This is a genomic window from Nitratireductor sp. XY-223 (assembly GCF_004959855.1).
In the GTDB taxonomy this organism is placed as follows: Bacteria; Pseudomonadota; Alphaproteobacteria; order Rhizobiales; family Rhizobiaceae; genus Hoeflea_A.
Window position 1 is genome coordinate 77,700 of sequence record NZ_SPNT01000007.1, and the last position, 21,690, is coordinate 99,389.

Annotated in this window: 23 protein-coding genes; 11 read left to right on the forward strand and 12 right to left on the reverse strand. The window is 63.4% G+C overall.

The annotated features are described in order from the left end of the window. Positions 1 to 17 precede the first annotated feature (17 nt). Complete coding sequence (locus E4M07_RS29175) at positions 18 to 209, reverse strand: hypothetical protein (protein WP_169054324.1); 192 nt, start codon at positions 207 to 209, stop codon at positions 18 to 20. A 36-nt stretch (positions 210 to 245) separates the two neighbouring features. On the opposite strand from E4M07_RS29175, the gene E4M07_RS21145 reads away from it, so the two are divergent. Further along, positions 246 to 728, forward strand: a complete 483-nt coding sequence (locus E4M07_RS21145) for an HPF/RaiA family ribosome-associated protein (RefSeq protein WP_246660539.1) — start codon at positions 246 to 248, stop codon at positions 726 to 728. Here the strand turns inward: E4M07_RS21145 and ubiA are convergent. After that, positions 725 to 1,675, reverse strand: a complete 951-nt coding sequence (gene ubiA / locus E4M07_RS21150; protein WP_246660540.1) for a 4-hydroxybenzoate octaprenyltransferase — start codon at positions 1,673 to 1,675, stop codon at positions 725 to 727. The two genes, E4M07_RS21145 and ubiA, sit on opposite strands and share 4 nt — an antisense overlap. A 138-nt stretch (positions 1,676 to 1,813) precedes the next feature. Continuing rightward, on the reverse strand, positions 1,814 to 2,824 hold the full coding sequence (locus E4M07_RS21155; RefSeq protein ID WP_136660399.1) for an alpha/beta hydrolase: 1,011 nt from the start codon (positions 2,822 to 2,824) through the stop codon (positions 1,814 to 1,816). 113 nt (positions 2,825 to 2,937) lie between these two features. Here E4M07_RS21155 and E4M07_RS21160 point away from each other — a divergent pair, with 113 nt between their 5' ends. The 3 genes from E4M07_RS21160 to E4M07_RS21170 all read left to right on the forward strand — a co-directional run bounded on the left by E4M07_RS21160 (position 2,938) and on the right by E4M07_RS21170 (position 6,036). Next, positions 2,938 to 3,915, forward strand: coding sequence for a helix-turn-helix transcriptional regulator (locus E4M07_RS21160; RefSeq protein WP_136660400.1), 978 nt, complete (start codon positions 2,938 to 2,940; stop codon positions 3,913 to 3,915). A gap of 138 nt (positions 3,916 to 4,053) precedes the next feature. Continuing rightward, positions 4,054 to 5,328, forward strand: coding sequence for a phosphoribosylamine--glycine ligase (purD, locus tag E4M07_RS21165; RefSeq protein ID WP_136660401.1), 1,275 nt, complete (start codon positions 4,054 to 4,056; stop codon positions 5,326 to 5,328). A gap of 102 nt (positions 5,329 to 5,430) precedes the next feature. Further along, positions 5,431 to 6,036, forward strand: coding sequence for a plant virulence effector HPE1-like domain-containing protein (locus tag E4M07_RS21170; RefSeq protein WP_136660402.1), 606 nt, complete (start codon positions 5,431 to 5,433; stop codon positions 6,034 to 6,036). Between the two features lie 86 nt (positions 6,037 to 6,122). On the opposite strand, the gene glyS is transcribed toward E4M07_RS21170, so the two are convergent. The 6 genes from glyS to E4M07_RS21200 all read right to left on the reverse strand — a co-directional run bounded on the left by glyS (position 6,123) and on the right by E4M07_RS21200 (position 11,549). After that, the gene (glyS, locus tag E4M07_RS21175; RefSeq protein ID WP_136660403.1) at positions 6,123 to 8,249 is read right to left on the reverse strand and encodes a glycine--tRNA ligase subunit beta; all 2,127 of its coding nucleotides are present in this window, start codon (positions 8,247 to 8,249) and stop codon (positions 6,123 to 6,125) included. Positions 8,250 to 8,286: 37 nt separating this feature from the next. After that, the gene (locus E4M07_RS21180) at positions 8,287 to 9,246 is read right to left on the reverse strand and encodes a glycine--tRNA ligase subunit alpha (protein WP_136660404.1); all 960 of its coding nucleotides are present in this window, start codon (positions 9,244 to 9,246) and stop codon (positions 8,287 to 8,289) included. Between the two features lie 100 nt (positions 9,247 to 9,346). Then, a complete protein-coding gene (locus tag E4M07_RS21185) occupies positions 9,347 to 9,544 on the reverse strand; it encodes a hypothetical protein (protein WP_136660405.1) in 198 nt (65 codons plus the stop codon). Positions 9,545 to 9,569: 25 nt separating this feature from the next. Beyond that, positions 9,570 to 10,430, reverse strand: a complete 861-nt coding sequence (locus E4M07_RS21190; protein WP_136660406.1) for a S49 family peptidase — start codon at positions 10,428 to 10,430, stop codon at positions 9,570 to 9,572. Between the two features lie 70 nt (positions 10,431 to 10,500). Beyond that, the gene (locus E4M07_RS21195; RefSeq protein WP_136660407.1) at positions 10,501 to 11,322 is read right to left on the reverse strand and encodes a methyltransferase; all 822 of its coding nucleotides are present in this window, start codon (positions 11,320 to 11,322) and stop codon (positions 10,501 to 10,503) included. Next, on the reverse strand, positions 11,319 to 11,549 hold the full coding sequence (locus tag E4M07_RS21200) for a DUF2007 domain-containing protein (protein WP_136660408.1): 231 nt from the start codon (positions 11,547 to 11,549) through the stop codon (positions 11,319 to 11,321). Before E4M07_RS21200 ends, E4M07_RS21195 begins: the two co-directional genes overlap by 4 nt. A 234-nt stretch (positions 11,550 to 11,783) precedes the next feature. On the opposite strand from E4M07_RS21200, the gene E4M07_RS21205 reads away from it, so the two are divergent. The 5 genes from E4M07_RS21205 to E4M07_RS21225 all read left to right on the forward strand — a co-directional run bounded on the left by E4M07_RS21205 (position 11,784) and on the right by E4M07_RS21225 (position 17,335). Then, positions 11,784 to 12,800, forward strand: coding sequence for a polyprenyl synthetase family protein (locus E4M07_RS21205; RefSeq protein ID WP_136660409.1), 1,017 nt, complete (start codon positions 11,784 to 11,786; stop codon positions 12,798 to 12,800). A 112-nt stretch (positions 12,801 to 12,912) separates the two neighbouring features. Further along, positions 12,913 to 14,910 carry a tetratricopeptide repeat protein gene (locus tag E4M07_RS21210; protein WP_169054329.1) on the forward strand — a complete coding sequence of 666 codons (1,998 nt, stop codon included), beginning with the start codon at positions 12,913 to 12,915 and terminating at the stop codon, positions 14,908 to 14,910. 5 nt (positions 14,911 to 14,915) lie between these two features. Then, complete coding sequence (locus E4M07_RS21215) at positions 14,916 to 15,821, forward strand: 4-(cytidine 5'-diphospho)-2-C-methyl-D-erythritol kinase (protein ID WP_136660410.1); 906 nt, start codon at positions 14,916 to 14,918, stop codon at positions 15,819 to 15,821. Beyond that, positions 15,805 to 16,350 carry a molybdenum cofactor biosynthesis protein B gene (gene moaB / locus E4M07_RS21220; RefSeq protein WP_136660411.1) on the forward strand — a complete coding sequence of 182 codons (546 nt, stop codon included), beginning with the start codon at positions 15,805 to 15,807 and terminating at the stop codon, positions 16,348 to 16,350. Before E4M07_RS21215 ends, moaB begins: the two co-directional genes overlap by 17 nt. 232 nt (positions 16,351 to 16,582) lie before the next feature. Further along, a complete protein-coding gene (locus E4M07_RS21225; protein WP_169054330.1) occupies positions 16,583 to 17,335 on the forward strand; it encodes a methyltransferase in 753 nt (250 codons plus the stop codon). Positions 17,336 to 17,413: 78 nt separating this feature from the next. Here the strand turns inward: E4M07_RS21225 and E4M07_RS21230 are convergent, their stop codons facing one another. Genes E4M07_RS21230 through E4M07_RS21240 form a run of 3 tightly spaced genes read right to left on the reverse strand, consistent with a single transcriptional unit; the run spans position 17,414 to position 19,346 of the window. Beyond that, positions 17,414 to 17,761: a hypothetical protein gene (locus E4M07_RS21230; RefSeq protein ID WP_136660413.1), complete on the reverse strand. Its 348-nt coding sequence runs from the start codon at positions 17,759 to 17,761 to the stop codon at positions 17,414 to 17,416. Beyond that, the gene (locus tag E4M07_RS21235; RefSeq protein ID WP_169054331.1) at positions 17,754 to 18,551 is read right to left on the reverse strand and encodes an alpha/beta hydrolase; all 798 of its coding nucleotides are present in this window, start codon (positions 18,549 to 18,551) and stop codon (positions 17,754 to 17,756) included. Before E4M07_RS21235 ends, E4M07_RS21230 begins: the two co-directional genes overlap by 8 nt. A gap of 12 nt (positions 18,552 to 18,563) precedes the next feature. Beyond that, entirely contained in the window at positions 18,564 to 19,346 is a 783-nt protein-coding gene (locus E4M07_RS21240; RefSeq protein ID WP_136660415.1) for a crotonase/enoyl-CoA hydratase family protein, read from the reverse strand. A gap of 174 nt (positions 19,347 to 19,520) precedes the next feature. Between E4M07_RS21240 and E4M07_RS21245 the strand changes: the two genes are divergently transcribed. Further along, positions 19,521 to 20,678, forward strand: coding sequence for a PA0069 family radical SAM protein (locus E4M07_RS21245; RefSeq protein ID WP_136660416.1), 1,158 nt, complete (start codon positions 19,521 to 19,523; stop codon positions 20,676 to 20,678). Positions 20,679 to 20,882: 204 nt separating this feature from the next. Next, complete coding sequence (locus E4M07_RS21250; protein ID WP_136660417.1) at positions 20,883 to 21,572, forward strand: ribonuclease HII; 690 nt, start codon at positions 20,883 to 20,885, stop codon at positions 21,570 to 21,572. The last annotated feature ends 118 nt before the right edge of the window (positions 21,573 to 21,690 follow it).

Consider the following 21,690-nt stretch of genomic DNA (forward strand, 5'->3'; position numbering starts at 1 on the left):
GGAGCCGATAAGAATAACTACATGAAATTGAGGGCGACGGATTTGAGATGGGTCAAATCAACCATCTGATTTCCTGCGTCAATCGAGCTGCGCCGGCGGTCTTGATCCAAATCAACGCAGGTGCCTGCCCAAGCGCGCAGGATCACCGACAACAGCTTTGAAATGCGGAGTAAAACACAATGCAAGTCCCCCCGAAAATCAGTTTTCATGGCATGGACCCCTCCCCCGCGGTGGAAGCCCGGATCATGGAACGCATAGACAAGCTGGAGGAGTATCATAAACGCATCGTGTCCTGCCGGGTCTCGGTCTCGGCGCCCCACCGGCACAGCCGAAAGGGCAAGATATTCGACGTGCGCATCGATGTGGGCGTGCCCGGCCGCGACATCATCGTCAATCGCGAACCGGGCAAGAACCACGCCCATGAGGACGTCTACGTGGCGGTCCGGGATGCATTCAACGCCGCGCAACGGCAACTCGAGGACCATTTCAGGAAACGCGGCGGAATCCGCGTCAAGGAGCACGCGCCGCGCGGGCACGGAACCGTCGCCCGGCTGTTTTCCGATGACGGCTACGGGTTCGTCGCAACGCCGGACGGGCGGGAGCTGTTCTTCGAGCGTGACAACGTCACCGGAGACGGCTGGCGCGCATTGAGCGTAGGAACGGAAGTACGTTACACCGAAATGGAAGGCGAAAAGGGCCAGCACGCCACATCGGTGACGACGGCCTAGATAACATTCGCGCCGACACCGGCGCACAGCCCGAGAAAAATCGCCAGGCCGACCCGGTTGTTGGACTTGAAGAGCGCCAGGCACTGGTCGCCGTCGTCGATATCGACGACGGCGATCTGCCATGCAAGCATCAGGCCGGCGGCGACAAGCCCGGCAAAGGCCAGCCACGGGGCGCCGGCCAGCCAGAAAGCCGAGGCAAGCAACAGGATCGTTCCAGCATAGATGCCGGTCAGCCAGGCCTTGGTGCGCTCCCCGAACAGGCGCGCCGTGGAACGCACGCCGATGAGCGCATCGTCCTCCTTGTCCTGGTGGGCATAGAGCGTGTCGTAACCGATCGTCCACAACACCGCGCCGGCGTAAAGCACGATTGCCGCAGCGCTCAGGCTTCCGAAGGCGCCGGCCCAGCCCATCAGAGCGCCCCAGGAAAATGCCAGGCCCAGGAAGAACTGCGGCCAGTCGGTGAAGCGCTTGGCAAAGGGGTAGATCGCGACGACCGCGAGGGAACAGATGCCCAGCACGATGGCGAACAGGTTGAACTGCAGCAGGACGACGAGGCCGACGAGCGCCTGCACGACCATGAAGATCTTGGCCTGTGTCCGCGATACGCGCCCGGACGGCAGCGGCCGCGAGCGGGTGCGCGCCACCTGCATGTCGATATCATGGTCGACAAGATCGTTATAGGTGCATCCGGCGCCGCGCATCGCAACGGCGCCGATCATGAAGAGTAGCAGATGACCGATCACCAGGCCCGGCTGCAGCGGACCCGACAGCGTCTGCGCGTTGGCCGCTAGCATCGTCGACCACCAGCAGGGCCACATCAGAAGTTGCCAGCCGATCGGCCGGTCCCAGCGGGCGAGCTGCGCGTAGGGCCACAGCCACGGCGGCAACAGCCGGTAGACCCAATTGTCGGACGGTGCGTCGGCGACCCGCCCGGTATCAGTCGACATGTCCTGCATGCGGCCTTGGTGGCAGCATAGGCCGCAAGAAGTCAAGCCTTCGGCACGCGGCGGCAACGGCCTGCGGGCCGTCGCAAGAACCCGGTACCGCCGGAAGCAATACCGGATTGGAACAATGCGGACGATACGCTAAAGGCCGGAGACAAAGGCCTTCAGCTCGGTGTTGAAACGTGCCGGGTCCTCGACAAACGGCGCGTGACCGAAGCCCTCCAGCACGATCCGCTGCGTCGATCCGCCGCCGGCTTCGATCAGCTCTTTCATGATCTCCGTCGAGCGCGGAAGGACGTGCTGATCCTTCGTGCCGTGCATCAAGAGGACCGGCACCGTGATCGTGCCGAGCGTCGGCGAGTGATCGAGCGGACCGCCGACGACGAAGCGGTCGACGACCATGGCGCGCCGCACGTATGGCGGCGTCTGGAGATTGTAGGCCAGCGCCTCGGCCATGGCCGCCTCTGACAGCGGCGTGCCGGGAACCATCTCGAGGAAGCGCCGGGTCCCCGCGAGCTGCCGACCGTAATCGCCGCAATTTCCGGCGGCGGCGCAGCCGTCGAGATCGGCATCGGGCGGACCGGCGGGGATGCCGGCCATGGGACCGGTGTTTTCGACCACGCCCGGCCCGAGGACCGGTTCCGGCCCACCGGCGTCCGGCGGGCGCAGATCGAGATTGTATCCGGTGGCAACGAAGACGAGGCCCGACAATTTGTCCTCGCCGTGCTCGGCGACATAGTCAAGAACCGGCAAGCCGCCATAGGACCAACCGACCAGCACCACGTCGTCCAATTGCTTGTCTGCAATCACGGCGGCGATGTCGTCGGCCCACAATTTGCTGTCGATGTAGTTCTTCGGGTCTTCCGGTTTGGCCGAGTACCCGTGGCCGCGAAGGTCGAAGGCGACCATATGGTGGGTGTCGGCGAGATCGCTTAACATCTGATTGCGCCATGCCGCGGCACTTTGCGAAAAGCCGTGCACGAAGAGGATGGTTGGACCGTCGGTTTCGCCGCTTTCCACCACGGCAATCGTCACCCCGTCGGGCGATGTCACCGTCGAAGGCACAAGTCCGGCCAGACGTTCGGATTTTGCCGGCATTGCCATTGCGGTTGCCGCTGCAGCAACCGCCAGCAGCTTGATCATGCGTGTCATTCGATACCTCCCAGGAACTTCCGCCGAAGGCTAGGAGGTTTATCGGAACCACCGCAATCGCTATAAATAGGGACCGGCCACTGGAGGATGAGCCGATCCTGAACACGCAAGCCATGAACGACCTGGCGCATGTCGCCTATGCGCTCGCGCAGCCGGACCACCGGCCGATCCTTGCGCGACGCCGGCTCGCGGAGCGGCTGCTGTCGCTGTTTCGCGCCGACTTCCTCGGACAGACGCAGTGGAACCCGGAGAAACGGGTGTTCGAGAAACCGCTGTGCTACAACCGCGACCAGCGCATGTCCTGGGAGTTCGAGGCCTACTACCAGCATTGCGACCCGATCTCGAAACACATCCGAACCCGCCGGCTGGCAACGTCCACTTACGAGGTCATCGCGCGCGGGGCGCTGGAGCGCAGCGAATACTACTGCGATTTTCTCCAGCCGCACGGGGTTTCGCACGGGCTTGATCAATATCTGTTCGAGGACGGCAAAATCGTCGGCGATTTCCGGATCTGGCGCAAATCGGCGTCCTTCGAATTCGGGCGCAGGGAACGAGTGCTGCTCGGTGCCTTGCGGCCGATGCTGAAGAATGCCTACAGAGCGATGCCCTCTGGCGAAGCCCTCGAAGACGCGGTGAGCGGTCACGGCCTGCTGGCGGTCGCCATGTCGGCCGATCTGCGGCGGTACATCTGCTCGCCGGCGCTGATCGACTGGATCGCGCATCAGGACGATATCAGCGAGAGCGCATTCAAAAACACGGTGATCGCCGCCGTCCGCGGCCGCAAAAACACGGCAAGGTTCCAGCGTTTCGATCTGAGGATCGGCTGGCGCAATGTCGCGGCTCACTCGGACTGCGCGATCCTGTGCACGGTGATCCCGCGATCCCAGGGCGGCGGCTTGCGGTATCCGGACCTGACCAGGCGGGAAAAGCAGGTCGCCGCCCTGGTTGCCGAGGGCCTGACTGACCGGGAAATATCGGCCGAACTCGGCATCGCGTTCTGGACGGTTCGCACACATGTCGGAAACAGTCTGCGCAAGCTTGGCGTGCGAAACCGCACCGAACTGGCGAAACGCGCCGGCCAGTTGCCCTAGCGTTGACCGGGAGTGCGTCGCTCATCCCCAGCGGGCACTTGACCCTGCGTCACAGCATGCTACCCCGTTGGCCGGATTGACGCTTTGGGAACCGCGCCCTGCGCGGCAAACGGGGCCGGACAAAAGAGGATAGCGGCAATGAATGTGCTTTTGATCGGTTCCGGCGGCCGCGAACACGCACTGGCGTGGAAGATCGCCGCCTCTCCGGTTCTTCAGAAGCTCTATTGCGCGCCCGGAAACCCTGGCATCGCGCAAGAGGCGGAATGTGTGGATATCGACGTAGACGACCACCACGCCGTTGTCGCCTTCTGCGCCGAAATGGAAGTCAGCCTCGTCGTCGTCGGGCCCGAGGCACCGCTCGTCGCCGGCATCGCCGACTCGCTGCAGGAGGCCGGCATTCCCGTGTTCGGCCCGACGGCGGCGGCAGCGCAGCTCGAGGGCTCGAAGGGTTTTACCAAGGACCTGTGCGACCGCTACAACATTCCGACCGGCGCCTATATGCGGTTCAACAACGCTCCCAAGGCCAAGGCCTATGCGCGGGAAATGGGCGCGCCCATCGTTATCAAGGCGGACGGGCTTGCCGCCGGCAAGGGCGTGACCGTCGCCCGGACCCTCGACGAAGCCCTGGCAGCGATCGACGACTGTTTCGAGGGCGCCTTCGGCGATGCCGGCGCCGAGGTGGTTGTCGAAGAGTTTCTGGTCGGCGAGGAAGCAAGCTTCTTTTGCATCTGTGACGGCACCAATGCTCTGCCGCTGACCACGGCACAGGACCACAAACCCGTCGGCGACGGCGACACCGGCCCGAATACAGGCGGCATGGGCGCCTACTCGCCGGCGCCGATCATGACCGACGAACGCGTCGAACAGACCATGGAGCGCATCATCAAGCCGACCCTGCGCGGTATGGCTGACCGCGGCACGCCCTTCACCGGCGTCCTTTACGCCGGCCTGATGATCACCGCGTCGGGACCGCAGCTCATCGAATACAATGTGCGCTTCGGCGACCCGGAGTGCCAGGTACTGATGATGCGCCTCAAGGACGATATCCTGATGCTCATGAAGGCTGCGGCCGACGAATTGCTGTGGACGATGAGCGCGCGCTGGATTGATGAGGCCGCCCTGTGCGTGGTCATGGCGACCAGGGGCTACCCGGGCGCCTATGACAAGGGCTCGAAAATCGGCAATCTCGAGGCGGCATCCGCCCTGCACGATGTCGAGATCTTCCACGCCGGCACGAAACGCGAGGGCGATGCAATCGTCGCCAATGGCGGGCGGGTCCTGGGCGTGACGGCGCTGGGGGCGACGGTCAAGGCTGCCCATGACCAGGCCTATATGGCGGTCGACCTGATCGACTGGCCGCAGGGTTTTTGCCGGCGCGACATTGGCTGGCGCGCCATCGAGCGCGAAAAATAGGCGGAATTTCCCGATTCCGCGTTTGCGGAACATTAACCATGCCTGAAAACCGCTTGAAAAGGCTTGTATGTTAGCTTCGAGGGGAAAACCCTGGAGAATGACATGACCCGCCTAGTAGTATTCACATCGTTTCTTGCCCTGGCCGTTAGCCCGGCTTTGGCCGGCGACTCTGTCATCAACGTTACCTCCGACACGCTCGGCGCCGGCAGCGTCATCGAGGTCGACTGCTCGGCATGCCCGCCGCTGAAACCGAAGAAAAAGGGATCGGCGGTCCACGGAGTCGAAGTGATCGAGACGGAAATCGGCGGCCAGCGCAAAACCGTTCAGACCGACAACATGATGGGCGGCAGCGCCGTGCGCACGGTGCGGGCGTCATCGTCCGATCCGCATTATGCCGGCGAAACCGTCACGCACAGCAAGGCCGGAACGAACGTTGCCTCCAAGCACCACGGCACGATCCACATTCAGCCGGGCGCGGAGCCCGTCGTTGCCGACAGCGGCACGACCTTCGAGGGCGGCGGCGAATTCAACGTCGAGGAAGTCGGCGAAAACAATGTCCGCAAGGACGGTGTCGACGACGACTCGCAGACCTCGTCGGTGAATATGACCGACGCGCAGCATAACAATGCAGGTCCGCAAGCGCCGGAAGGCGGCGAGGAGCCGCACAACAACGGTCCGGAAATTATCGAGCTGCGCCCGACGCACTAGCCGGATTTCCAAGATTTCGAATTCCGTGAGGGGGTGATCATTGCATCACCCCCTTTTCGTTTGTGAAATAATGCGACCGGTCGGGTTCAACCGCTGATGCGGGAAAAGTCGGCGACCGTTTCCGTCGCCGTGCGGATGCGGCGTAGCAGCGCCAGCCGGTTGGCCCGCACGGCATCGTCCTCGGCATTGACCAATACATCATCGAAGAACGTGTCGACGGGCTGGCGCAGCGCGCCCAGCGCGCGCATCGCGGTGGCGAAGTCCTCGGTTGCGATGGCGGCCGCGGCGCTTTCCTCCGCCTTGTCGACCGCTTCCGACAGGGACTTTTCCGCAGGTTCCTGAAGCAGCGCGGAGTCGACGGAATCCGCTATGCGGGTTTTCTTCTTCTCTTCCGCCGCGAGGATGTTCGCGGCCCGCTTGGTGCCCGCCAGAAGGTTCTTGCCGTCTTCGGATTCAAGCAGCTCGGCCAGCGCCTCGACGCGCTTGCAGATCATCAGGAGATCGTCCGCGTCCGGCGCTATGACGGCATCGATCAGGTCGTGGCGTGCGCCGTTGTCGCGCAGGTGAACCTTCAGCCGGTCGTGGAAGAACGACAGCAGGTCTTCCGTGACACCGATCTCGGAGAGCGGCAGACGAATTTCGTTCTCGAGCACCAGCCGGATGACGCCGAGCGCCGCGCGGCGCAATGCGTACGGGTCCTTCGACCCGGTCGGCTTTTCGTCGATGGACCAGAAGCCGATCAGCGTGTCCAGCTTGTCGGCCAGCGCGACGACCACCGAGACGGGATTTGACGGCACGTCGTCCGACGGCCCCTGCGGCTTGTAATGCTCCTCTATGGCGGCGGCGATCTCCGGCGCTTCGCCCTGAAGCAGCGCATATTTGCGGCCCATCGTACCCTGCAGTTCCGGAAACTCCCCGACGGCTTCCGTCGTCAGGTCCGCTTTTGCCAGCAGCACCGCGCGATCGGACTGCGCCGACAGTTCGGGATCTTCCGCGATCACCGGGGCGAGCTGCCGCGCCAGATTGCGGATGCGGCCGATGCGCTGGCCCTGCGTGCCGAGCTTCGCGTGGAAGGTGACGTTGAGCGCATCGAGCTTCGCCATGCGCTGGTCGAGCGGCTTTGCAAGGTCGAGGCCGAAGCTTGTGGCCGATGCCGAGAGCGTTTCGAGATCGGGCAGGTCCGCCTGGTCGGTCTTCCAGAAGTGCAGCGCGTCGGCGAGACGCGCACGCACCACCTTGCCGTTTCCGTAGGCAATTTCCGCGCCGCCGTCGCTGGCTTCTATGTTCGCCGTTATGATGAACCTGTTGGTCAGTTCATCGGGCTTACCCTGCGGACGAAGCACGAAACATTTCTGGTTTTCCTTGATGGTCAGCCGAACGACCTCGGGCGGAATGGACAGATAGTCCTCCTCGAATTCGCCCATCAGGATCACCGGCCACTCGACCAGGCCCGAGACTTCGTCGGCCAGTGCCTCGTCCTCGACGAGTTCGAAGCCCTGGGCGAACGCGAGGTTGCGCGCGTCGGACAGAATGATCTCGCGGCGGCGGCCCGCATCCAGCACCACCTTGGCCTTTTCTAGCTGTTCGGCATAGTCGTCGAAACGGCGGACGGTGATGGGCCCCGGCGCATGAAAGCGGTGACCGTAGGTCACGTTGCCCGACCTCAGGTCGCCGATCTCGAACTCGACAATGACGGGTTCCTCGGTCTCGGGACCGAAGGTGCAGACGATCGACTGCAGCGGACGCACCCAACGCAGGGCACCCGGCTTCGCCGAGGCCTCGCCCCAGCGCATCGATTTCGGCCAGGGGAAATTGCGGATGATGCCGGGCATGATTTCGGCGATGATCTCCTCGGCCGGACGGCCGGGTTTCTCGATCACGGCAACATAGAAATCGCCCTTCTTCGGATCCGACTGGACCGCCGCCTGGTCCACGGACTGCAGTCCGGCGCCGCGCAGGAAGCCGGCGATCGCCTTTTCCGGGGCGTCGGTGCGCGGGCCCTTTTTCTCCTCCCGGATATCGGCGGAGCGCGCAGTCACACCGCGCACGTCGAGCGCAAGGCGCCGCGGCGTCCAGTATTCGCGCGCCGCCTCATAGGTTAGACCCGCATCGACCAGCCCGTCGGTGACGAGCTTCTTGAGATCGCCCGCCGCCTGACGCTGCATGCGGGCCGGGATTTCCTCGGAGCGGAGTTCGAGCAACAGGTCGGGCATCTTCAACTCATTTCCACATATTCAGTTCGGGGCCGCATCAGGCCGCATCGGCCCTGAAGCCGCCCGCCTCGGTCAGCAGATAAGCCTCGCCGCACATTTTCGAAAGATTGCGCACCCGCAGAATATAGCTCTGGCGCTCGGTCACCGAGATGACGCCGCGGGCATCGAGGAGATTAAAGACATGCGAGGCCTTGATGCACTGGTCATAGGCGGGCAGCACGCATTTGTGCGCGTCGGCAGGACCGCGCTCGCCAGCGCCCTTTTCCAGCAGCGCAAGGCATTCGGCCTCGGCATCGTCGAAATGGCGCAGCAGCGCGGCGGTATCGGCATATTCGAAATTGTAGCGCGAATATTCCCGCTCGGCCTGCAGGAAGACATCGCCATAGGTCACCTTGTCGCTGTCGCTGCCGCCGTTGAAATTGAGATCATAGACGTTGTCCACGCCCTGAACGTACATCGCCAGGCGCTCAAGGCCGTAGGTGAGCTCGCCGGAAACGGGCGCGCACTCAATGCCGCAGACCTGCTGGAAATAGGTGAATTGCGAGACCTCCATGCCGTCGCACCAGCACTCCCAGCCAAGCCCCCAGGCACCGAGCGTCGGGCTTTCCCAGTCATCCTCCACAAACCGCAGATCGTGCAGCAGCGGATCGATGCCGATCGCCTCGAGCGAGCCGAGGTAAAGCTCCTGCAGGTTGGGCGGCGAGGGCTTCAAAAGCACCTGGTACTGATAGTAGTGCTGCAGCCGGTTTGGGTTTTCACCATAGCGTCCGTCGGTCGGCCGGCGCGACGGCTGGACATAGGCCGCGTTCCACGCACGCGGTCCCAGCGAGCGCAGCGTCGTCGCCGGGTGGAACGTACCGGCCCCAACCTCCATGTCGTATGGCTGAAGGATGACGCAGCCATATTCGGCCCAGTAATTGTGCAGGGCAAGGATCAGCCCCTGAAACGAGCGGCTGGGATGCAGTAAGGACGCCGTTGGGCGCGCTGACGAAGACATGGATCGGTTCCGGACACAATTGGAATTCGGCGCGACAGGTGCCATGCGGGCCCAGCGGGGTCAAGGGTTTCGAGCGGCGAAAGAAGCTCCGGCTCCCTCGCTACTGCTCGTCCTCGTCCTTTTCGACGCGGTATTCGCCCGTCTTCGGATCCTCGACCAGCGTGCCTTGCGCCCCGGTCTTGGCCTCCTTCTCGTGCCGCCGCACCGACTTGCTGACCCGTTCAGCCTCCTTCAGGAAACGCTTGTATCCCATCCAGCCGACAATCAGCACGGCGATCAGTAGCAGGATCTGAACCATCTATGCCTCCCCCGGGCCGACGTCTTCAGAGGCCGTACCGCCCCCAGAGCGCCCTTTCCTCCGCCGCTTCCAGAAGGCCGGCCGCCGCGGCACCGGCGATCTGCGTGGACATGTCGCCGAAGCCCGCTCCGGCCATCCTGCGGCCGAACAGGCCGCGCGGCATCGTTATCAGCCGCAGGCGCGCCTTTTCTCCATAGCGCTCCTTGATCACCGAACGCAGGTCGCCCAGCGAATCGACGAGGCCGAGTTCCTTGCCCTTTATGCCCGACCAGAACAGACCCGTGAAGAGATCGCCGTCGTCGGCAAGTTTTGTGCCGCGGCGCTCCTTCACCAGATCGATGAACACCTGGTGCACCTCGAGCTGAAGCGCCTTGAGGTGATCGACATCAGTCTTCTTTTCCGGCTGGAACGGATCGAGCGTCACCTTGTTCTTGCCGGCCGTGTGGACGCGACGGTCGACGCCGATCTTCTTGATCATCTCGTTGAAGCCGAAGCTGGCCGAAACCACGCCGATCGAGCCGACAATCGACGACGGATCGGCGATGATCTCGTCGCCGGCGATGGCGATCATGTAACCGCCGGAGGCGGCGAGGTCCTCGACAAAGACGAAGACCTTCTTTTCCTTTTCCTCGGCAAGATCGCGGATGCGCCGGAAAATCAGGCGCGACTGCACGGGCGAGCCGCCGGGCGAATTGACGACGATCGCCACCGCGGGCGCCCTCTTGTCCGCAAAGGCCTTTTCGAGCAGCGGTGCGACGGTGGCCATATTCAGCGCCGGACGGAACTGCGTACCGCCGGCCATGATCATGCCCTGGAGCCTGACCACCGGGATGGTGGTGTCGCTTTTTCTGAAACGCCGTGGAAGTAAAGACCTGAAGGACGCCATCAATCCTGCCCGTGTTGCGTGAATAACTGCCGCCTGATGTAAGTCTTTTCCGGCAAAACACAATGGCCCGTCAGCCGTGCGCCGATTTGCGTTCGATAAAGGCGCGGCCGTTGTTGAGATTGTCGATTTCGACCGAGAACGCCTGTTCCGCGCCGTCATGTATGAAAAGCGGCGGGCGCACGGTCAGGCGCGCCCTGCTTCCCTTGATTCCTGTCAGCAGGACACGGATCGCATCCTCGCCGGGTCGGGGGTGAACCGGAATCGCCTGCAAGCCGCCGAAACGGTTGTGGCAGGCGCCCAGGATTTCAAGCAGCGATTGCGGCCGGGCAATGAGAGACAACTGTCCGCCGGGCCTGCAAACCGCGCCCGCCGTCCTGATCCAGCGCTCGAACAGCCTGTCGGACATCGCGTGCGCTTCCGCCTTTAGCGAATCGGGCGTCGCGCGGTCGGCGGCATCGTTGAAGGGCGGGTTCATGATCACATGGTCGAATGCGGCGTCCTCGAGCCCCGCCACAAGCCGCTCGCGCCCGGTCAGCGTCACATCGGCGGCCAGCACCGTCACGCGGCCCGAAAAACCCGCGTTTTGGGGCAGGCGGACCGATTCCGACGCCAACTGCGCCATGTGCGCCGATCGCTCGACCAGGACCACATCGATCGTTTCGATGCGGCTGGCGACGGCCATGCCGGCGGCGCCCGAACCGGCGCCGAAATCGGCCAGCCTGCCGGTCGCGCCGCCGGGAACCAGCGATGCCAGCAGCATGGCGTCAACACCGGCCCGGTGGCCCCTGCCCCGCGGCTGTACAAGGTGGAACCGGCCCCGATGGAATGCGTCGACTGTGGTTTGCGGTATCGGCGGCTTTTCGGGCCCGGCGCTGTCCGGCCGCCCGGTCATAGACCCGGTTGTCTGAGTTCGTCGCCGAGTCCGGCGCCCTCGACAAGCCTGCGCGCCTCGTTGACGCGCTCGGCATCGACCAGAAGGCGTCTTGAAAGCGCGTTTATCGATCCGTCGAGCACGCTCATATTCTCATCGGCGATGAAATACTGAATGCCGGCCTCCTTGAGGAGCGATCCGACAAACGAAAGCGTGACGACATTGTTGGTGCGGATCAATTCCTCCATATTTTCAAGGCCTTTCGGATAACAATTCAATTGCGGTCCGGCCGGCGCCGGAGCCATTGTCGTCGTGTCATTTACCCTTATATGCAGGTCTGCAGGCAATTTGTCATCAGCGACAGCCGCGTCAACGCAAAAGTGAGCGAATGTCGGCGGCAAAGCACGTGGTGCGTCGATTCTTCACTTGTACCGGAACCGGCCAGTTTCTATTGTCTGTCGAAGCATTTGAGGAGTCGCATTTTGGGTGTTGTTGTACCGCTTAAGGACAAAAGCAAGAATACTGCATCGGTCAAGCCGCTGGTTGACCTGACCAAATCCGATATGGGCATGGTGAACCAGCTGATCCTCGCGAAAGCGGGGTCCGATGTCGAAATGATCCCCGAGGTGGCAAATCACCTGATTTCATCGGGCGGCAAGCGTTTGCGGCCGATGCTGACTCTGGCCTCGGCAACCATGTTCGGCTACCAGGGCGACGGGCATGTGAAACTCGCGACCAGCGTCGAGTTCATGCACACCGCGACGCTGCTGCACGACGATGTCGTCGACGAGAGCGACCTGCGCCGCGGCAAGTCAACGGCCCGCATGATCTGGGGCAATCAGGCCAGCGTCCTGGTCGGCGATTTCCTGCTCGGACAGGCATTCAAGATGATGGTCGAGGTCGGCTCGCTGGATGCGCTCGACGTCTTGTCGAACGCCGCGTCCATTATCGCCGAGGGCGAGGTGCTACAGCTTTCGGTCGCGAAAAACATGGAAACGACGGAAGACGACTACCTCGCCGTCATCCGCGCCAAGACCGCGGCGCTGTTTTCGGCCGCGGCCGAAGTCGGGCCGATCATCGCCGGCGCAACCAAGGCCGAACGGGACGCGCTCCGGTCCTACGGAACCAATCTCGGCCTGGCGTTCCAGCTCGTTGACGACGTTCTCGACTATGGCGGCTCGGCCCAGGATCTCGGCAAGAATGTCGGCGACGACTTCCGCGAGGGCAAGATCACGCTTCCGGTGGTGCTTTCCTACCGCCGCGGCAACGACGAGGACCGGACCTTCTGGCGCTCGGCCATAGAGGACGGAAACAATGACGACGCGGCGCTTGAAAAGGCGCTGTCGCTCATCGCGCAATCGAATGCGCTGAAGGATACAACCGCGCGGGCCGAACACTACGGCGCCATCGCACGCGACGCGCTTGCGCCGCTGGCCGATACACCGGCCAAATCGGCGCTGCTCGAGGTGATCGATTTCTGCATCAGCAGAGTTTACTGACAGAATTCGGACATTTATCCCGCGTGCTTGCCGTGCAGGCCGAAAAAGGCCATGCTTTGGAAGAACGTTATGGAATCGCTTTTGAGGAATAAGACAGCGGGAACGGGATCAGATGCGGCTTAAGATTCTCACCATGACCGCCAGCGCAGCCGTCATCGGGCTGATGATGGGTCTGCCGGCTGCGGCGGAGGGCGAGCGAAACCCGAACAGTTTCGAAACCGAGACCGTCGACAGCTTCGCCGGCGCGATACTGGCGGGCCGTACGGCCGAGGCGGACCGCGATGCGGAAACCGCCATCGACCTCTACCGCAAGGCGCTCGAGTTCGAAGAGGACAATTCGGATATCCAGCAGCGGCTGATGGTCCTCTATTTCAACAATGGCGATTTCGACGAGGGCGTCGCGCTCGCCGAGGGCCTCAAGGGCGACCCGGTGATCGAGAGCACGGCGCGGCTGGCACTCGGCATCAACGCCATCCGGCAGCGCGAATACAAGAACGCGCAAACGCTGCTCGACTATGCCGGTGTCAGCGATCTGGAACGCCTGTTGCACGGCCTGCTGCAGTCCTGGGCCTATTTCGGCGACGGACAGGGCGATAAGGCGCAGGAAACGATCGATGCGCTGGAAGGCCCCGAATGGTACGGCATATTCAAGGGTTTCCACAGCGCGGCCCTGCAGGAGGCCCTGGGCAACACGGATGAGGCGCGCCGGCTCTACACGTCCGTCATCACCGATCAGAACAGTGCCGGCATGGCACCGGACACCTATATCCGTGCCGCAATGGCGCTCGCCGTCATGGAGGCGCGCAACGGCGGCAAGCAAAAAGCGCTCGACGCCATCGCCACGGGAAGCGCCTTCGCGCCGGGCTATGCTCCGTTGAAGACGATGCAGGACCGCATCGCGTCGGACAATGTTCCGCGTGCCGAAATCCGTACACCCTCTGAAGGTGCTTCGGCGGTCCTTTACACGATCGGCAGCGCCCTCAATCGCAGCGGCGCCGAGGATTTCGTCTCGCTTTACCTGAATTTCGCCAGGGTTCTCGATCCCAAGAATGCGTCGACGCTGATAATGCTCGGCAGCCTTGCCGAAAACCAGGGCAACCCGGAAAAGGCCATCGCGATCTACGAGAGCATTCCGGAGGATTCGATCGTTCACCGGGAATCGGAACTGCAGCTCGGGCTCAACCTTGCCGACCTCGGCCGTCTCGACGAAGCCAAGCAACACCTTGCGAAGCTGATCGACGACGACCCCTCCGACATGCGCTCCTACATCGCCTTCGGCAGCGTGCTGTCGGACGCCAAGGACTACCGGGCCATGGCCGACAATTACGACCGCGCCGTCCAGGCGATCGGCGTGCTGCCCGACCGCTCGCACTGGAACATCTTCTACCAGCGCGGCATCGCCTATGAGCGTCTGAAGGAATGGGAGAAGGCGGAACCGAATTTCCAGCGGGCGCTGGAGCTTTATCCGAACCAGCCGCAGGTCATGAACTATCTGGGCTATTCGTGGATCGACATGAACATTCACCTCGAGGAGGGAATGGATCTCATCCGGGAAGCGGTGCGGCTGCGTCCGAATGACGGCTATATCGTCGATTCGCTCGGTTGGGCCTATTACCGTCTCGGCGATTTCGAGAGCGCCGTTGAGGAACTTGAACGCGCGGTGGAAATCCGTCCCGGCGATCCGACGATCAACGATCATCTGGGCGATGCCTACTGGCGGGCCGGCCGGCGTATCGAAGCCCGGTATCAGTGGGAACGGTCGCTGACCATGGAACCGGAACTCTCCGAGATCCCGAAAATCCGGTCGAAGATCGAAAAGGGCCTTCCGGAACTTGCACCCAAGGCACCGTCCGCCCTCAATTCGGACGGCGACAAGGACGATGTCGACGGCTCGGTGAAACCTGTCGACGCGCCCAAGAAAAGCCAGTTGAAGGGCGGGAACCAGGAGACCGCCACGCAGTACAAGGTCAAGCCCGGGCAGACGCTTTGGACCATCGCCGACGAGGTTCTCGGCGACGGCAACCGCTATCGCGAAATCATCCTGCTCAATCCCTCGCTGAAAGAGGGCGCGGACGTCATTCATCCGGGGCAGATCATCCTGCTGCCCTAGCGCCCGTGCATGAAACGGCCGAAACGGCGCGGGCCAAGATCAATCTCGCGCTTCATGTAACCGGCCGCCGGCCGGACGGCTATCACCTGATCGACAGTCTCGTTGCATTCGCCGAGCTCGGTGATGTGCTGACATTTTCATCAAGCGACCACGACAGCCTGGCGATCAGCGGCATATTTGCCGAAGAACTCGGCTCGGAAGACGACAACCTTGTCTTCAAGGCGCGCACGAGACTGCGCGATGCCGCCGCCGAGCGTGGCCTTCCCGCGCCACCCGCGGCCATTCATCTGGAAAAGAACCTGCCGATCGCATCGGGCATCGGCGGCGGCTCGGCGGACGCAGCCGCCTGCCTGCGCGGCCTTGCGCGCATGTGGGGCCTTTCGCAGGCCGACATCGATCTTGCCCCGATCGCCGCCGGGCTCGGGGCGGACGTGCCGATGTGCCTCGTCTCAAGGCCGCTGCTGGCGCGCGGCGTCGGCGACGAGATTACCGCCATCGACGGTCTGCCGGCCATGCCGGTGGTGCTGGTCAATCCGCTCGAAGCGGTCTCGACACCAGAAGTCTTTGGCGCTTTGGATAATAAAAACAACGATCAACTGGACTTTCCTGAAGTCCCGACCGATCTTGCCGGGACCGTCGGCTCGCTGGCGGCGACGCGCAACGATCTCGAAGCGCCGGCCGCGCGGATCGCGCCCGTCGTCGACGAGGTGCGCGCGGCACTCGCGGACTGCAATCCGCTTTTTGCGCGCATGTCGGGCTCCGGCGCGACATTTTTCGGCATCTTTCACGATCCGGTCGAGGCGCGCCTTGCCGGCGATGTGCTTCGTGATAAATATCCGCATTGGTGGGTGCGCTCGACGGTGACCGGCGGCGCGGCAAAACAGGAGACGGCCGATGTCGAAAACAGATGATTCACGCCCGTTTATCCCGGTCCGGATCGCGGTGCTGACGGTATCGGACAGCCGCAGCCTGGAGGATGACCGGTCGGGCGCCACGCTGGCGGGGCGCATCGAGGAAGCCGGCCATGTGCTGGCGGCGCGTGACATCGTCACCGACGACGCCGACAAGATTGCCGCGCTGGTCAAGGGCTGGGCGGACGATCCGGAGATCGATGTCATCATCACGACAGGCGGAACCGGCTTTACCGGACGCGACGTAACGCCGGAAGCGGTCGTGCCGCTGTTCGAGAAGCAGATGGACGGATTCTCCGAGGTCTTCCACCGTATCTCCTACGACAAGATCGGCACATCGACCATCCAGTCGCGGGCGACCGGCGGCGTCATCAGCGCGACCTACGTGTTCGTCCTGCCGGGCTCGCCCGGCGCCTGCAAGGACGCCTGGGACGGGATCCTGCGCCAGCAGCTCGACTACCGGCACATGCCCTGCAATTTCATCGAGATCATGCCGCGGCTGGACGAGCACTTGAAACGCGGGAATTGAAGGCGCGGAACGGATCACCCGGCGGGTGAGGTAAGACGGGGGTGCTGCGATTCATGGTTCCAAAATGGAGCCCGGTCGGCTACCAACCAATCGAATTTGCAAGCCATTTTGGGAACCTCGGGTAATACTTCCTATACGAAAGACCAATAGACCTAGCCTCCCGGAGGAATCGAAGAATCTTCGTCGAGGTACAATCTCTTCCGGTCGGCGGTTTGGACGAGATATAGAGAGAATGTCACGAGCGGCGGAAGGTCTGAAAGATGTGCTGTCAGGCGATCGGGCACCGATCTGGATCCTTGCCTTCGTGCTCCTCGTGCTTGGTGTAGCGTACGCCAGCGGGCGATGGGATGTTGCTGTCTACGCGCTGAGCTTCTGGATTTATCTGGTCTATGTAATGGCCTTCTTCTGGCGACGGATCCCGCAGCAGCGTTTCATCCGGGATTCGATATTGCTGAAGGTGATATCGCTGCTCGCCTTTGCTTTCGCCTTTATCCAAACACATCCCAGTCTATTGTCTCTGATCGTCATGGCTACCGGCTTTGCGCTCAACATCATGGCGGCCAGAGCCCTCGGCATCGAGCGCACCTATTACGGCGTCGAGGTCGGCGGCATGCCGCCTGTACGCGTCATCGGGTTTCCTTTCTCGCTGGTTAGGCATCCGATGCTCACCGGCAGTATGATCGCATTCGGCGCCGCACTCTTGGCTCCGGAGTTCCGAGCCGTCTGGTGGCCGCTGGCACTTCTACACGTCATCCTCAATTTCGCCGTTCTTCAAATGGAGATTCACGGGCGAAGGAGCCGCACCCTGGGCATGGCCGTTTCGATCATTGGCTTGCTGGCCGGCGCGCTCTTGCTGATCGCCGGGTTCTTCGATGCATGGCGGGCGGCTCTTGCCACCATAGTCATCGGCGCCATTTTCGCCGGGTTTCTGCTAATCCGCTACGCAGGGCCGGATCTTCGGACCAGCGTTGCGAGAGGATCATGAGTGAGTTGTCTTCGGCGATAGCCGCGTGGAAATGGCTTTCGAGACCTGTGACATCGGAACTAACTGTGCGGATTGCCTTCACATGACCGGCGGGACGAGGCCGCATTTGCGGCCGGCATTGCCCATTTCCCGGGCACCCTCACAGTACCAGGCCGAGCCGTCTTCCGACAGAAAGACCCGCTCGTTTGCGACCGCGCGCTCGATGCCGTAGCGCAGATGAAAACGCGTGCGGCCACCTTCCGTTTCGTAGCGCAGGGCCGGCTGGCACATGCAACACAGCTCGGGATTGGCGGGCGTTCCGTAGTGGACGTTGCCCTCGGCATCCTGTCGTTTTTGCAAGGTCTGCGCATCAACGGCGGTGCCGGCCAGGCAAAGGAAGACCGCGGACCGGCAAATCAGCGCACGCGTCGCCCGATATTCAGTCATTCGAAACCGCCTCGACCGATTGGCGCAGGGCCGCGACGAATTCAGCCCGTTCATAGATATCGTTGTGGCCGGCGCCGGCGATCACCGTGTCGGCGCGCAGATCGGCCGCGGCCTCACGAACGGGCTTCGAACGCGGCGCTGGCACGACGGTGTCATTGTCGGCGGTGATGATCGCCACCGGCAGCGTCAGAGCGCGCAGCGTGGCGGCGGATTCCATGCGGTGGCGCAAAAGCAGGCGCACCGGAAGCCAGGGATAGTGTGTTGCCGCGAGCTCTTTCAGCGAATCGAAGGGGGTCGCAAGGACCAGCCCCTTGAGCGGCCGGCTGGCCGCCAGATCGACCGCGACCGATGCGCCGATGCTGAAGCCGACCGCCACCACGCCGGCCTGCGACTGCCTGGACAGGTGATCGAAAGCAAGGGCCGCGTCTTCGAAAAGCGCCTTAGCGGACGGCCGCCCGCTGCTCGGGCCGTATCCGCGGTAGTGCATCGCCGCGATCTCGTATTCGGGGAAAATCCGGTGCAGCAACTCGGCGACGGCATCGGCACTCCACGCATTGCCGCCGAACCCGAGCAGAACCGGCCGCTCGCCGGTTTCAGCACCGACTGGCGACAGACGGATGAGAACGACCGTTTCGCCGTCCGACGTCGTCAGTTCGACATTGCGGCCGCCCGGCGGCGGCGCGGACCGACCGACAAGACCGGCCGGAAAGATCAGCTGCGTCTGCAGGAAATAGGCCGCGACGACGATCGCCGCGTAGACTCCGGCCAGGGCAATCGCTATCTTGAACATCCACATCCGAAACTAGATCTCCTCGAAACTACCGGACCTTCCCTTTCCGGAGGCAAAGCGGGACGCGCCCTTTTGCGCCTCCTCGCGCACCGGTTTCTCGCCGTCGATGCCTTCAAGACGCAACGCCTCGCCGACATCCATGCCCCATTGACGATAGGCGGTCATCCGGTCGGTCCTGAGGCAGGTCTGCGGAAACCGCGCGAGGTCCGTCGCCAGGTCGACCGCCTCCGTCAGCGCTTCGCCGTCCGGGACAATGCGGTTGGCAAGGCCGAATGCGAGCGCCTCCTCGGCGCCCACGGGCCGTCCCGTCAGGATCATGTCCATCGCCCGGCTGTGGCCGACGAGCCGCGGCAGGCGCACATTGCCGCCGTCGATCAGCGGCACGCCCCAGCGGCGGCAGAACACACCGAAGACGGCGCTTTGGGCGGCGACCCGCATGTCGCACCACAGAGCAAGCTCGAGACCGCCGGCCACCGCATGGCCCTCGACGGCGGCGATCACCGGCTTTGACAACAGCATGCGGGTCGGGCCCATGGGCCCCTCGCCCACCGGATCGTATTCCAGCGCGCCTCCGGAGACCGCGTGAAGGTCGAATCCGGCACAGAAGGTCCCGCCCGTTCCGCAGAGCACTGCGGCGGACTGGCTGTCATCCGCCTCGAAGGCCTCGAAGGCGGAGAGCAGAAGACCGGCCGTTTCCGGGTCGACCGCGTTGCGTCTTTCGGGCCGGTTGATCGTCACGATGGTGACCGGGCCTTTCTGTTCCGTTTTTACCTTCTGCCCGCTTGCTCCGCCCATTGCGCACTCCATTGCCTCTAGTTTTGCCCGGCAGGATGCTGGCACCGGCGCCGGGTGCGGTCAACGGCCCGGTCTTGAAACTTCTCTCCACAGGCATCATTTTGTTCTTGATATGTTCTCATTCCTTTGTTAGGAATAAATTCACAAACCAAGTGATGACGGAAGGCTGTTGCCATGGGTGAAATGGATCATTTCAGGCAGAACGCGCTCGACCCCGCGAAGCGGGCTGATGTCGCCGATGCGCTTGCAGCCCGGTCCGGCATGCGCATCGATATCGATCGCCGGCGCGGACGCGGCGCCGGCATCAATCCGAGCGGCCGCTTCGAAAGCAAGACCCGTCATGTCTTTGACGACGGCTGGGAAACGCTGGAAGACCTTCCCGCCTTCAAGACCGAGGTCCAGGTCGAACGGCCGCGCACCGTCATTACCAGGAACGAGTCGCCGGACCTTTCCTTCGACCGCTCGATCAATCCCTATCGCGGCTGCGAGCACGGATGCATCTATTGTTTCGCGCGGCCGACGCACGCCTTCATGGGTCTTTCGCCGGGCCTCGATTTCGAATCGCGCCTGTTCGCCAAGCCGGACGCGCCGAAGCTGCTGGAACGGGAACTGGCCAAGTCCGGATACAAGCCGCGGGTCATCGTCATCGGGACGAACACCGATCCCTACCAGCCGATCGAGAAGAAATGGCGGATCGTGCGCCAGATCCTCGAGGTGCTGAATGCCTGCGACCATCCGGTCGGCATCGTGACAAAGTCGGCGACGGTGCTGCGCGATACCAATATCCTGTCGCAGATGGCGGAAAAGGATCTCGTCAAGGTCGCGGTGTCGGTGACGACGCTGGACCGGCAGCTGGCGCGGACGATGGAGCCGCGCGCCTCGACGCCGGTGCGCAGGCTTGAGGCCATCAAGGGGCTTGCCGATGCGGGCATTCCGGTCGCCGTCATGGCATCGCCGGTCATACCGGGCCTCAACGACCACGAGATGGAGCGCATCCTCGATTCGGCCAAGGCCGCCGGCGCCTCGACGGCAAGCTACATCCTGCTGCGCCTGCCGCTCGAGGTCAGCCCGCTGTTCCGCGACTGGCTGCTGCGCCACTACCCAGACCGCTACCGCCATGTCATGTCGCTGGTGCGCTCGATGCGCGGCGGCAAGGATTACGACGCCGAGTTCAACAAGCGCATGAAGGGCAGCGGCCCCTATGCCTGGCAGCTGGCGCGGCGTTTCGAGATCACCACCAGGAAGCTCGGGCTGGACAGGAAATGGCGCGCCCTGCGCACCGACCTCTTCACGCCGCCGCACGGCACCGGCGTGCAGCTCAATCTCCTGTAGACACCGGTTCCGTCATGACCGCCCTACCCCGACTGCGTTCATGACGGCGGCTCCCTCCGCCAAGCCGCAGCCGGATTCCCGCCACCCAGCCTCACACGGGAATCCGGTCTTCAAGGGGCAGTTGATCCGGCTTCTGCCGTCCGGACAATGCTCTTTCACGGAGGGACTTGCAGGGGATCGGGTGGGCGTGCGAGTTTGCCGCACATGGCTCGCACCCCACCTGATTCTCGCAAACCAAACACCCGGAGCCGATCAAACGGCAGCGAACAGGCAACGCTGTTCGCGCTGCCGGACAACGCTCCCGATTTCAGCCTGGAGCGCGAGGCCGGAGCGCCGGCACGCCTGATCGCCGGCGCCGACGAGGCCGGGCGCGGGCCGCTGGCCGGACCGGTGGTCGCGGCCGCGGTGATCCTCAACCCGGACCGCATTCCGGATGGGCTGGACGATTCGAAGAAACTGCCCGAATCAAAGCGCGTATCGCTGTTCGACCAGATCCTTTCATCCGCCGTCGTCGCCGTTGCATCGTCCGGCCCCGCCCGCATCGACGACACCGACATCCTCAAGGCGAGCCTCGACGCCATGCGCCGGGCGGTCGCGGCGCTTTCACACCGGCCCGATCACGCGCTGATCGACGGGCGGGACGTGCCGCCCGGCCTCATTTGTCCGGCACGGGCGGTGATCAAGGGCGACGCCCGGTCGCTGTCGATCGCCGCCGCATCGATCGTCGCCAAGGTCACCCGCGACCGGATGATGGAACGGGCGGCCCGCGACCACCCGGCATTCGGCTTCGAACGACACGCGGGTTACGCTACCGCGGCGCACCGCAAGGCGATCGCCGAGACCGGCCCCTGCCCGCTGCACCGCATGAGCTTTCGGCCGATGCGGCGGGATTAAGCTACGGGCTCATAAGCGCGCAGGCGGAGCCGGATAGCGGGCAGCGACCGTTCAGAGCCCATTTCTACCGAGTTGGGGATGTTGCGGTTAGAACAGCGCAGAGGGAATCTGACTCATT